The sequence below is a fragment of the Serratia sp. LACPHL-BACT-2024-00286 genome, from assembly GCF_043109535.1.
Classification (GTDB): domain Bacteria; phylum Pseudomonadota; class Gammaproteobacteria; order Enterobacterales; family Enterobacteriaceae; genus Serratia; species Serratia sarumanii.
Genome location: NZ_JBICNA010000002.1, coordinates 262,996 through 276,091, shown reverse-complemented (window position 1 = coordinate 276,091; position 13,096 = coordinate 262,996). Strand labels below are relative to the sequence as shown.

9 protein-coding genes are annotated in these 13,096 nt (G+C 58.2%); 5 read left to right on the top strand and 4 right to left on the bottom strand.

Annotated features, from left to right (window positions below):
- Positions 1-17: 17 nt before the first annotated feature.
- Both nagA and nagB read right to left on the bottom strand, forming a co-directional pair.
- A complete protein-coding gene (gene nagA, locus ACF8MC_RS07880) occupies positions 18-1,157 on the bottom strand; it encodes an N-acetylglucosamine-6-phosphate deacetylase (RefSeq protein WP_033647188.1) in 1,140 nt (379 codons plus the stop codon).
- A gap of 18 nt (positions 1,158-1,175) precedes the next feature.
- Positions 1,176-1,976 (bottom strand): glucosamine-6-phosphate deaminase, encoded by an 801-nt coding sequence (gene nagB / locus ACF8MC_RS07875; protein ID WP_004939952.1) that lies wholly within the window; start codon positions 1,974-1,976, stop codon positions 1,176-1,178.
- A 334-nt stretch (positions 1,977-2,310) separates the two neighbouring features.
- On the opposite strand from nagB, the gene nagE reads away from it, so the two are divergent.
- The 5 genes from nagE to ACF8MC_RS07850 all read left to right on the top strand — a co-directional run bounded on the left by nagE (position 2,311) and on the right by ACF8MC_RS07850 (position 11,279).
- Positions 2,311-4,347 (top strand): N-acetylglucosamine-specific PTS transporter subunit IIBC, encoded by a 2,037-nt coding sequence (gene nagE, locus ACF8MC_RS07870; RefSeq protein ID WP_033647186.1) that lies wholly within the window; start codon positions 2,311-2,313, stop codon positions 4,345-4,347.
- 240 nt (positions 4,348-4,587) lie between these two features.
- Positions 4,588-6,252: a glutamine--tRNA ligase gene (gene glnS / locus ACF8MC_RS07865; RefSeq protein ID WP_033655303.1), complete on the top strand. Its 1,665-nt coding sequence runs from the start codon at positions 4,588-4,590 to the stop codon at positions 6,250-6,252.
- Positions 6,253-6,831: 579 nt separating this feature from the next.
- Positions 6,832-8,235, top strand: coding sequence for an OprD family outer membrane porin (locus ACF8MC_RS07860; protein WP_033655304.1), 1,404 nt, complete (start codon positions 6,832-6,834; stop codon positions 8,233-8,235).
- 46 nt (positions 8,236-8,281) lie between these two features.
- Positions 8,282-8,608, top strand: coding sequence for a ChiQ/YbfN family lipoprotein (gene chiQ / locus ACF8MC_RS07855; RefSeq protein WP_004939944.1), 327 nt, complete (start codon positions 8,282-8,284; stop codon positions 8,606-8,608).
- A gap of 13 nt (positions 8,609-8,621) precedes the next feature.
- Entirely contained in the window at positions 8,622-11,279 is a 2,658-nt protein-coding gene (locus ACF8MC_RS07850) for a beta-N-acetylhexosaminidase (protein WP_041033874.1), read from the top strand.
- Positions 11,280-11,526: 247 nt separating this feature from the next.
- Here the strand turns inward: ACF8MC_RS07850 and fur are convergent, their stop codons facing one another.
- On the bottom strand, positions 11,527-11,973 hold the full coding sequence (fur, locus tag ACF8MC_RS07845) for a ferric iron uptake transcriptional regulator (protein WP_019454058.1): 447 nt from the start codon (positions 11,971-11,973) through the stop codon (positions 11,527-11,529).
- A gap of 328 nt (positions 11,974-12,301) precedes the next feature.
- Positions 12,302-12,841, bottom strand: coding sequence for a flavodoxin FldA (fldA, locus tag ACF8MC_RS07840; protein WP_004939938.1), 540 nt, complete (start codon positions 12,839-12,841; stop codon positions 12,302-12,304).
- Positions 12,842-13,096: the final 255 nt, after the last annotated feature.

Below are 13,096 nucleotides of genomic sequence, written 5' to 3'. Positions count from 1 at the left end.
ACTCGCTGTTCATTGAATTAAACCTCGTTACCGTTAACGAGCGTTTTGGTGATTTTAAAATCACGGGTGAAGGCGGTCAGGTTAGCCACCTTGCCGGCTTCGATGGTGCCCAGACGGTGCTCGACGCCGATGGCGCGCGCCGGGTACAGCGTCGCCATGCGCAGCGCTTCGTCCAGCGCGATGCCGATATGCTCGACGCTGTTTTGCACCGCTTCGATCATGGTCAGCGCGGAACCGCTCAGGGTGCCGTTCTCATCCACGCACAGCCCATCCCGATAGTATATTGTTTTACCGGCGAAAATAAATTGGTCAATATCTGCACCTGCCGGTGCGGTCGCGTCGGTGACCAATACCAATTTATCACCTTTCAGGCGTTTGGCGTTACGGATACTCGCCCAGGCCACGTGATGGCCGTCGGCGATGATGCCGGTATAGACCTCCGGCGTGTCGAAGATCGCCCCCATCAGCCCCGGTTCGCGGCCGGTGATATACGGCATGGCGTTGTACAGGTGGGTGGCGAAGCTGATGCCGGCGGCGAAGCCGGTGCGCGCCTGATCGTAGGTGGCGTTCGAGTGGCCGGCGGAGACCACGATGCCGGCCTCGGTCAGCTGCTTGATAACGTGCGGCTCAACCATCTCCGGCGCCAGCGTCACCTTGGTGATCACGTCGGCGTTGGCGCACAGGTAATCGATCATGTCCTGCGTTGGCTTGCGAATGAACGCCGGGTTATGGGTGCCTTTTTTCACCGGGCTGAGGTACGGCCCTTCCAGGTGCAGGCCCAGCGCCTGGTTTTGGTGCTTTTTCAGATAGGCGCGCATCACCTCGACGCTGTGCTTCATGAATTCGTCGCTGCTGGTGATCAGCGTCGGCAGATAGCTGGTGCAGCCGGATTTCTCGTTGGCGCGCTGCATGATCTCCAGCGTTTCTTCCGAAATCGCTTCCAGCGAATCGTTGAACTGTACGCCGCCGCAGCCGTTCAGCTGCACGTCGATAAGCCCGGGGGCCAGGATGGCGCCACCCAGGTCGCGCGTTTCGATGCCGGCGGGCAATTCAGCCGCCGGGCAGACTCTCTCGATCAGCCCATCAGCGATAATGACTGCATGGTCATCAAGTACGTCGTGGCCGGTATAGATTCGGCCGTGGGTTAAAGCGAACATCGTAGCCCCCTGCAAAGATTAAAGACTTTTCACGCTTTCCGCTTCTAACTCGCGGAAATATTTGACGGTTTTGACTTTCAGTTCCATGGTGGCCGGCTCGTCGCACACCACCACCGCTTTGGCGTGCAGCTGCAGGCAGCTGATGGTCCACATGTGGTTGATGTTGCCTTCCACCGCGGCCTCCAGCGCCTGCGCCTTGGCGTGGCCGGTCACCAGGATCATTACTTCTTCCGCGTCCAGCAGCGTACCCACGCCGACGGTCAGCGCATATTTCGGCACCAGGCTGACGTCGCCGCCGAAGAAGCGCGAGTTGGCGATGCGGGTGTCTTCGGTCAGCGTTTTGATGCGGGTGCGCGAAGCCAGGGACGAAGCCGGTTCGTTGAACGCGATATGGCCGTCGATGCCCACGCCGCCCATGAACAGGTTAATTTTGCCGTAAGACTTGATCTTCTCTTCGTACTGGCGGCACTCGGCGTCGACATCCGCGGCGTTGCCGTTCAGCAGGTTGATATTTTCACGAGGGATATCAACGTGATCAAAGAAGTTGCGGTACATGAAGGTGTGGTAGCTTTCCGGGTGTTCCTGCGGCAGGCCAACGTACTCGTCCATGTTGAAAGTCACAACATGCTTAAAGCTTACTTCACCTGCTTTGTGCATCGCAATCAGATGTTTGTAGGCTTCCAGCGGCGTGCCGCCGGTAGGCAGGCCGAGGACAAACGGGCGCTCTGCGGTTGGCTTGAATGCGTTGATGCGTTGAACGATATGACGCGCGGCCCATTTGCCGACTTGTGCGGTATCTTTCAGTGGGATAAGTCTCATCTAACACCTCTTGGGATAAGTAAACTAAAGCTATACTGTACGGGCCTGCGGGAGTCCTAAGCGTAACCCAGCTTTATGATTCTCGCGTGAATCGTCCGTCCGGTTGATTTTTTGAATGATAAAATAAGTTTTGTGTGATGGCCAGCAATCCGGGAGGGAAAGACTACTTTTTGGTGATATTTATCACAAAAAGGGAGGTTTTAATTTGCGATACAAAATAAATTTTTTACACTCGGCATGAGTGATACGTGCCATGCGTTGTTTCTAAAAAGGTAGTGAGAGCTCCAAATAAACTACTAATAGGGTCCGTCCGCGGACAACATAGGGGGAAAAGGTGAACATTCTTAGTTATTTGCAAAAGGTGGGACGGGCGCTGATGGTGCCGGTCGCCACGCTGCCCGCCGCCGCCATCTTGATGGGCGTCGGGTACTGGATTGACCCTGTTGGTTGGGGCGGCGACAACGCGCTCGCCGCTTTCTTCATTAAATCCGGCTCCGCTATCATCGACAACATGTCGGTGTTGTTCGCTATCGGCGTGGCCTACGGCATGTCCAAAGACAAGGACGGCGCCGCCGCGTTGACCGGCTTCGTCGGCTTCCTGGTGCTGACCACCCTCTGTTCACCGGCCGCCGTGTCGATGATTCAGAAGATCCCGCTCGATCAGGTGCCTGCCGCGTTCGGCAAGATCCAGAACCAGTTCGTCGGTATTCTGGTGGGTATCATCTCCGCCGAAGTGTACAACCGCTTCAGCGGCGTCGAGCTGCCTAAGGCGCTGTCGTTCTTCAGCGGCCGCCGCCTGGTGCCGATCCTCATTTCCTTCCTGATGATCCTGGTCGCTTTCATTCTGATGTACATCTGGCCGGTGATCTTCAACGGTCTGGTGAACTTCGGTGAACACATTCAGAAAATGGGTTCGGTCGGCGCCGGCATTTACGCCTTCTTCAACCGTCTGCTGATCCCGGTCGGCCTGCACCACGCGCTGAACTCGGTGTTCTGGTTCGACGTGGCCGGCATCAACGATATTCCTAACTTCCTCGGCGGCCAGCAGTCAATCGAAGCCGGTAAAGCGGTTGTTGGCATCACCGGCCGCTATCAGGCGGGCTTCTTCCCGATCATGATGTTCGGTCTGCCGGGTGCAGCGCTGGCCATCTATCACTGCGCGCGTCCTGAAAACAAAGCCAAAGTGGCGGGCATCATGCTGGCGGCCGCGTTCGCCGCCTTCTTTACCGGCATCACCGAACCGCTGGAGTTCTCCTTCATGTTCGTGGCGCCGGTGCTGTACGTGATCCACGCCGTGCTGACCGGTATCTCGGTGTTCATCGCCGCCAGCATGCACTGGATCGCCGGTTTCGGCTTCAGCGCCGGGCTGGTGGATATGGTGCTGTCGTCCCGCAACCCGCTGGCGACCCACTGGTACATGCTGATCCCGCAGGGCCTGGTGTTCTTCGTGATCTACTACGTGGTGTTCCGCTTCACCATCAAGAAATTCAACCTGATGACCCCGGGCCGCGAACTGGCGGTTGCCGGTGACGAAACCGACGGTTATGACGTCAACGTCGACAGCAACGCCGGTAAAGACGAAAACGAAACCACCACGCTGGCCCGTCGCTACGTCGGCGCGATCGGCGGTTCCGACAACCTGACCGGCATCGATGCCTGCATCACCCGCCTGCGTCTGAACGTGAAAGACTCCGCGCTGGTGAACGACGCCTTGGCGAAACGCCTCGGCGCATCCGGCGTTATCCGCCTGAACAAGCAGAGCGTGCAAGTGATCGTCGGCACCCGTGCTGAACTTATCGCCAGCGCAATGCGCAACGTGATTGCAGCCGGCCCGGTAGCGGCAGCGGCGGCCCCGGCGGCGGCCCCTGCCGCGGAAGCCAAACCGCAGGCGGTGCCGAACGCGCCGAAAGCCGCGTTTGAAACGCTGGTAGCGCCGGTGACCGGTGAAGTCGTGGCGCTCGATCAGGTGCCGGACGAAGCTTTCGCCAGCAAGGCGGTAGGCGACGGGCTGGCGATTCGCCCGACCGACAACATCGTCGTGGCGCCGGCGGACGGCACCGTGGTGAAAATCTTCAATACCAACCACGCGTTCTGCCTGGAAACCGACAAGGGCGCCGAGATCGTGGTGCACATGGGGATCGACACCGTCGCGCTGGAAGGCCAGGGCTTCAAACGCCTGGTGGAAGAGGGCGCGGAAGTGAAAGCCGGTCAACCGATCCTGGAACTGGATCTGGATTATCTCAACGCCAACGCGCGTTCGATGATAAGCCCGGTGGTGGTCAGCAACGCTGACGACTACGCCGGCCTGGCGGCGCTGGCCAGCGGCTCGGTGGTCGCCGGTCAGACCAAGCTGTACGAGATCCAAAAGTAAGGCCGTTTTTACCTGAGTAGTACCGGGGGCCGGCCACGCATCATGGCGGAGTTTGCCCCGATTTGGCGGGAAGAGAGCGATCTCTTCCCGCTTTTTTTATCCCGTTTCGCCCCACGGCGGTGCGCTGCGCGCCGAGGGGGCAACGCGCCGCATTTTTCGTGCAACAAACGGTTGTTTCCAGACGTGGCTTGTTGGATCATAGGCGGTTATGTGTAGCGCTTTGCATTGAGGAACAGTGAAATGAGTGAGGCTGAAGCCCGCCCAACCAATTTTATCCGTCAGATCGTCGATGAAGATCTGGCGTCGGGGAAACACACGTCGGTACATACCCGCTTCCCGCCGGAGCCTAACGGCTATCTGCATATCGGCCACGCCAAGTCCATCTGCCTGAACTTCGGCATCGCCAAGGACTATCAGGGCCAGTGCAACCTGCGTTTCGATGACACCAACCCGGTGAAAGAAGACATCGAGTTCGTGGAGTCAATCAAGCACGACGTGGAGTGGCTGGGCTTTGAGTGGAGCGGCAACGTTCGTTACTCCTCAGACTATTTCGATCAGCTGCACCAGTATGCGGTCGAGCTGATCACCAAGGGGCTGGCCTACGTCGATGAGCTGTCGCCGGAGCAGATCCGTGAATATCGCGGCACCCTGACCGCGCCGGGCAAAGACAGCCCGTACCGCGATCGCAGCGTGGAAGAGAACCTGGCGCTGTTCGAGAAGATGCGCAACGGCGAGTTCGCCGAAGGCGCCGCCTGCCTGCGCGCCAAGATCGATATGGCTTCGCCGTTTATCGTGATGCGCGATCCGGTGCTGTACCGCATCAAGTTCGCCGAACACCACCAGACCGGCAATAAATGGTGCATCTACCCGATGTACGATTTCACCCACTGCATCTCCGATGCGCTGGAAGGGATCACCCATTCGCTGTGTACCCTGGAATTCCAGGATAACCGCCGTCTGTATGACTGGGTGTTGGATAACATCACCATTCCTTGCCACCCGCGTCAGTACGAGTTTTCGCGCCTCAACCTCGAATACGCCATCATGTCGAAGCGCAAGCTGAACCAGCTGGTGACCGAGAAGATCGTCGAAGGCTGGGACGACCCGCGGATGCCAACCGTCTCCGGTCTGCGCCGCCGCGGTTATACCGCCGCCTCGATTCGCGAGTTCTGCCTGCGCATCGGCGTGACCAAGCAAGACAACAACGTCGAGATGGTGGCGCTGGAATCCTGCATCCGCGACGATCTGAACGAGAACGCCCCGCGCGCCATGGCGGTGCTGGATCCGGTGAAAATCGTCATCGAGAACATGGGCGATGCGGTGGAAATGGTCACCATGCCTAACCACCCGAACAAGCCGGAAATGGGCAGCCGCGATGTGCCGTTCAGCCGCGAGATCTATATCGATCGCGCCGACTTCCGCGAAGAAGCCAACAAGCAGTACAAGCGTCTGGTGCTGGGCAAGGAAGTGCGTCTGCGCAATGCCTACGTGATCAAGGCCGAGCGCGTCGAGAAGGACGAAGCGGGCGAGATCGTTACCATCTTCTGCAGCTACGATGCGGAAACGCTGAGCAAAGATCCTGCCGACGGCCGCAAGGTGAAGGGCGTGATCCACTGGGTGTCCGCGGCGCACGCGCTGCCGGCGGAAATTCGCCTGTACGATCGCCTGTTCAGCGTGCCTAACCCGGGCGCGGCGGAAGATTTCCTCTCCACCATCAACCCGGAATCGCTGGTGATCAAGCACGGCTTCGTCGAGCCGAGCCTGGCGGCCGCACAGCCGGAGAAAGCCTATCAGTTCGAGCGTGAAGGTTACTTCTGCGCCGACAGTCGCTATTCGTCGGCCGAGCATCTGGTGTTTAACCGCACCGTCGGCCTGCGCGACACCTGGGCGAAAATCGAAGGCTAATCTTATTCGCCTCGAAAATTAATGAATCAGCGCGGCTTAGGCCGCGCTTTTTTTTTGCCTGTGGTTTCACCTGCGATCTATTCCTCTCTGATTTTAACCGGAGCGCGTTTAATTAATCACGGCGCATTAACCCATAAGCTTTCTGATATTGGCCTTGTTAGTCTTAATATTTGCTTATATATTTGTGATGCGAATTAATTTCATTTAGAGAGCGCTTTCAATTTTTATCGCCTGACTGACGGATTTAGTCAGGCTGAAACCATTAATCGTCTCTGGTTGACCTGGTATCTCAATTTATTCTGATTTAATTGAATTTTTTATTCGACACCTTCCATGATCACCGGCGTAACAAAATCTCACTGATATGTGCTCCTTGTCATACTTTGACAAATCTCCCGCATTTTTCATTTGATAATTCGCGTCGCGAAAAATAGTCTGTCTGTAGCAATTAGTGCTGTGGGAATAACATCTCGTCGGCAATATTTTTTACCCGTTCGGGTTTTTTATTGGCAGTCGTGCAGGGCAGTGGTGAACACAGGCGGCTGCAACTTTTAAGTTAAGTCAAAGAGGAATTTCAATATGGGTACGCACGGTGCTCAGCGTAAAACGCTGGCGCTCGCAGTCGCGGGCGCGCTGTTGGGAACAGGGTTTGCCATGGCGCCTGAGGCGAAAGCCGCAGGGTTTATCGATGATTCCACGCTGACCGGCGGCATCTATTACTGGCAACGTGAGCGCGACCGTAAAGATCTCAATCCGGACAGCAAGGATTACAACCAATACACCACCAACCTGTCGCACTCCACCGCCAACCTGAGCCTGGATTTCGCTTCGGGCTACGCCTGGGATATGTTCGGTCTGGACGTCGGTGCCTTCACCGCCATCGAGCTGGCGGAATCCAGCGCCAGCGGCCACCCGAACGAGATCGCGTTTTCCTCGAAAAACCGGACCTACGACGAAGACTATTCCGGTGACAAGGGCGGCATCAGCCTGTACAAAGCCGCCGCCAAATTCAAATACGGCCCGGTCTGGGCGCGCGCCGGCTATATTCAGCCGAGCGGCCAAACCCTGCTGGCGCCACACTGGAGCTTTATGCCGGGCACCTATCAGGGGGCCGAAGCCGGCGCCAAGTTCGACTACGGCGATGCCGGTGCGTTGAGCTTCTCCTACATGTGGGCCGACAAATACAAGGCACCGTGGCATATCGAGGTGGACGACTTCCGCCAGAACGACAGGAAAACCCGCGTCTCCTACCTGCACTCGCTGGGCGCCAAATACGATTTCAAAAACGATCTGGTGCTGGAAGCCGCCTTCGGCCAGGCGCAGGGATACGTGAATCAATACTTCACTAAAGCGTCTTACAAATTCGATCTGCTGGGCAACCCGCTGACCACCAGTTACCAGTTCTACGGTGCGGAAGACCGCATCAGCGACAAGAACGATCCGAACAGCATCTACGACGGCCTGGCCTGGCTGCAGGCGCTGACCTTCGGTTACACCACCGGGCAGTTCAACTGGCGTCTGGAAGGCACCATGGTCAAGGCGGAAGGCAACCAGGGCTTCTTCCTGCAGCGCATGACCCCAACCTACGCCTCGTCCAACGGCCGCCTGGACGTGTGGTGGGACAACCGCTCCGACTTTAACGCCAACGGCGAGAAAGCGGTGTACGCCGGCGTGATGTATGACCTCAGCAACTGGAACCTGCCGGGCATGGCGGTCGGCGGCTCCTACGTTTACGCCTGGGACGCCAAGCCGAGCACCAACCCGATCTACGATCAAAGCCAGCGCCTGAAAGAGAGCGCCTGGAGCCTGGACGCGATGTACACCATCCAGGAAGGGCGCGCCAAGGGCACGCTGATCAAGCTGCACTACACCCAGTATGACAACCACACCAACATCCCGAGCTGGGGCGGCGGTTACGGCAACATCTTCCAGGACGAGAAAGACGTCAAGTTCATGGTCATCGCGCCATTCACCATCTTCTGATGCGTTCCCCGGCCTCGCCGCCGGGGGCAGTTAAGGGAATTCAACGATGAAAAAAATCATGCTGATGTTGGCGGCCGCCGCGGCCTTGAGCGCCTGTGCGCAACCCGCCGCGCCGCCGGAAGACGCCAAATTGAAGCAGGCTTACAGCGCCTGCATCAACACCGCCGAAGGTTCGCCGGAGCGTCTGCAGCCCTGCAAGGCGGTGCTGAACGTGCTGAAGCAAGAGAAGCAGCACCAGCAGTTCGCCGCGCAGGAAACGGTGCGGGTGATGGATTATCAGAACTGCATTATGGCGGTTCACAGCGGCAACGGTCAGGCTTACGACGCCAAGTGCGGCAAGCTGTGGCAAGAAATTCGCGATAACAATAATTAAGAAGGACAAGAACATGAACGCATTCAAACTGAGCGCATTAGCCGCTTTGACGGCAACGATGGGATTCCTGGGCGGCATGGGAAACGCCATGGCCGATCAACAGCTGGTGGATCAACTGAGTCAGCTGAAGCTGAACGTGAAAATGCTGGATAACCGCGCCGGCGAAAACGGCGTGGATTGCGCGGCGCTGGGCGCCGACTGGGCCTCATGCAACCGGGTGTTGTTCACCCTCAGCAACGACGGCCAGGCGATCGACGGCAAAGACTGGGTCATCTATTTCCACAGCCCGCGCCAGACCCTGCGGGTAGACAACGACCAGTTCAAGATCGCTCACCTCACCGGCGATCTGTACAAGCTGGAGCCGACCGCCAAATTCAGCGGTTTCCCGGCCGGTAAGGCGGTGGAAATTCCAGTGGTGGCCGAATACTGGCAGCTGTTCAGAAACGACTTCCTGCCGCGCTGGTATGCCACGTCCGGCGACGCCAAGCCGAAAATGCTGGCGAATACCGATACCGAAAATCTGGATCAGTTCGTGGCGCCGTTCACCGGCGACCAGTGGAAGCGCACCAAGGACGACAAAAACATTCTGATGACGCCGGCTTCGCGCTTTGTCAGCAATGCCGATCTGCAGACGCTGCCTGCCGGCGCGCTGCGCGGCCAGATCGTGCCGACGCCGATGCAGGTGAAAGTGCACGCGCAGGACGCCGATCTACGTAACGGCGTGGCACCGGATCTGAGCACGCTGGTCAAGCCGGCGGCGGACGCCGTCAACCAGCGCTTTGCGCTGCTGGGCGTGCCGGTTCAGGCCAACGGCTATCCGATCAAGACCGACATTCAGCCGGGCAAGTTTAAAGGCGCGATGGCGGTGTCAGGCGCCTATGAGTTGAAAATCGGCAAGAAAGAGGCGCGAGTGATCGGTTTCGATCAGGCCGGGGTGTTCTACGGGCTGCAGTCGATCCTGTCGTTAGTGCCGAGCGACGGCAGCGGCAAGATCGCCACGCTGGACGCCAGCGATGCGCCGCGCTTCGAGTATCGCGGCATTTTCCTCGACGTGGCGCGCAACTTCCATAAGAAGGACGCGGTGCTGCGCCTGCTGGATCAGATGGCGGCCTACAAGCTCAACAAATTCCACTTCCACCTGAGCGATGACGAAGGCTGGCGCATCGAGATCCCCGGTTTGCCTGAGCTGACGGAAGTCGGCGGCCAGCGCTGCCACGATCTGAGCGAAACCACCTGCCTGCTGCCGCAGTACGGCCAGGGGCCGGACGTCTACGGCGGCTTCTTCAGCCGTCAGGACTATATCGACATCATCAAATACGCCCAGGCGCGCCAGATTGAAGTGATCCCGGAGATCGACATGCCGGCGCACGCCCGCGCCGCGGTGGTCTCGATGGAAGCGCGCTATAAAAAGCTGCATGCCGCCGGGAAAGAGCAGGAGGCCAACGAATTCCGCCTGGTGGATCCGACCGATACCTCCAACACCACCTCCGTGCAGTTCTTTAACCGCCAGAGCTACCTGAACCCGTGCCTGGACTCTTCCCAGCGCTTTGTCGACAAGGTGATCGGCGAGATCGCCCAGATGCATAAAGAAGCCGGCCAGCCGATCAAGACCTGGCACTTCGGCGGCGACGAAGCGAAAAACATTCGCCTGGGCGCCGGCTACACCGACAAGGCGAAACCGGAGCCGGGCAAAGGCATCATCGATCAGAGCAACGAAGACAAGCCGTGGGCCAAGTCGCAGGTGTGCCAGACGATGATCAAAGAAGGCAAGGTGGCCGACATGGAGCACCTGCCGAGCTACTTCGGCCAAGAGGTCAGCAAGCTGGTGAAGGCGCACGGCATCGACAGAATGCAGGCCTGGCAGGACGGCCTGAAAGACGCCGAGAGCGCGAAGGCGTTCGCCACCTCGCGCGTGGGCGTCAACTTCTGGGATACCCTGTACTGGGGCGGTTTCGATAGCGTCAACGACTGGGCCAACAAAGGGTATGAAGTGGTGGTTTCCAACCCGGACTACGTCTATATGGACTTCCCTTACGAGGTGAACCCGGACGAGCGCGGTTACTACTGGGGCACCCGCTTCAGCGACGAGCGCAAGGTGTTCAGCTTTGCGCCGGACAACATGCCGCAGAACGCGGAAACTTCGGTCGACCGCGACGGCAACCCCTTCAGCGCCAAGAGCGACAAGCCGTGGCCGGGTGCCTACGGGCTGTCCGCTCAGCTGTGGAGCGAAACCCAGCGCACCGATCCGCAGATGGAATACATGATCTTCCCACGCGCGCTGTCGGTGGCGGAACGCGCCTGGCACCGCGCCGGTTGGGAGCAGGACTATCGCGCCGGCCGCGAATACAAAGGCGGGGAAACCCACTTTGTCGATACCAAGGCGCTGGAGAAAGACTGGCTGCGCTTCGCTAATATTCTGGGCCAGCGTGAACTGGCCAAGCTGGACAAAGGCGGCGTCGCTTACCGTCTGCCGGTGCCGGGCGCGCGCGTAGCGGGCGGCAAGCTGGAGGCGAATATCGCGCTGCCGGGATTGGGCATCGAGTATTCCACCGACGGCGGCAAGCAGTGGCAGCGCTATGACGCCAAGGCCAAACCGGCGGTTTCCGGTGACGTTCAGGTGCGTTCGGTCAGCCCGGACGGTAAACGCTACAGCCGCGCCGAGAAGGTTTAAGCCCGGTGCAACGGCCTGCTGCCCCGGCGGCAGGCCGTATAACGAAGGGGGAATGCGTCTGCCTTCGCGCGTGTCGGCGCGGGGCGGACGTTGAAGTGAGAGTAGTACGTGGAGTCGCAGTGCCGCTGCAATTGTGATATTTCATGACATGATTTTCCCCGGCTGGTCCGGGGATTTTTTTGCCCGTTGCACGGCGGGCATAAAAAAACCGCCTCGGTGTGAGGCGGTTTTTCATAGCCGGTCAGGCTTATTTCTTGTCGTGCAGCGTTTCGTCTTCACGACAGTCACCGGTTTCGCAGTGGCCGTACAGGTACAGGCTGTGGTTGGTGAGCTTGATGCCGTGCTGCTTGGCGATATCACGCTGGCGAACTTCGATGGATTCGTCGCTGAATTCAATCACTTTGCCGCAGTCCAGGCAAATCAGGTGATCGTGGTGATGCTGTTGGGTCAGCTCGAACACGGACTTGCCGCCTTCGAAATTGTGACGTGTCACAATGCCCGCATCGTCAAACTGGTTCAGTACGCGATAAACCGTTGCCAGCCCGATCTCTTCGCCCATATCAATCAGTTTTTTGTACAAATCTTCCGCACTGACGTGATGGCATTCCGGATTTTGCAGTACTTCCAGGATTTTGAGTCGCGGAAGCGTGACTTTTAAGCCGGCCTTCTTCAGTGCGATGTTGTTGTCGGTCATGCGAATTCAGTCCTGTTACTATGCTAATCAAGTTGAGGCGTACTCGCCTGTGGCATCGGTCGGCACAAAGAGTTAATGCGTCTCATTATAGAACCGGTTGTACTAAATAGAAACCGCCGGTTGTTAACAAAGATATAATTGCACTATTGCATGTTTTGCATGCAACGCCTTGATGGATGGGATAAACCGATATCTCAGTCTACCGTGACGGGGTGGGAAGTTACAAATCTGTAGCTTCTATCGCAGCAATCCCTGCTGCCGATGACGGCCCTGTGGGCACACTATGCACTTTACAGGGCCTTTGTTCAACCTTTCGCCAGTGCCGGGCTTAGCCGACGATATCGGCCAGGCTCAGCTCTTCGACGATCTGTTTGACCCAGGCGTCCACGCGCTCGTTGGTCAGCTCCGGCTGGCGGTCTTCGTCGATCGCCAGACCGATGAAGTGGTTGTCGTCCGCCAGGCCTTTGGAGGCCTCGAAGTGGTAGCCCTTGGTCGGCCAGTGGCCCACGATGGCCGCGCCGCGCGGTTCGATGATGTCGCGGATGGTGCCCATCGCGTCACAGAAGTATTCCGCGTAGTCTTCCTGGTCGCCGCAGCCGAACAGCGCCACCAGTTTGCCGTTGAAGTCGACTTCTTCCAGCGTCGGGAAGAAATCATCCCAGTCACACTGTGCTTCACCGTAGTACCAGGTCGGGATACCCAGCAGCAGGATATCGAACCCTTCCAGGTCTTCTTTGCTGCTTTTAGCGATGTCATGCACTTCAGAGACGTCGTCGCCAAACTGTTTCTGGAGAATTTTCTGGATCATTTTGGCAATGTTTTCGGTATTGCCAGTGTCGCTGCCAAAGAAAATGCCTACAGTAGCCATATCGCGTATAACCTTTAAATTCAAGTAATTGCATTACTCGACGCCGGCACTGCCGCCGCTGACGCCGATTAAAATGATGCCATGGCAAGAGCCTTTCGCCTCCGGGGCGGGCGCCGACAGGCGCAGTCTCTAGCCGGTAAATGCGTATCATGCCAGAAAGTGGCGCCGGGGTTTTATCGCATTTATGCGATGCCGGAGAATGAAGAAAAGCGTGGTCGATCCGGCGTTGTCCTTAACGCCGCGCCGCGCGTGCGG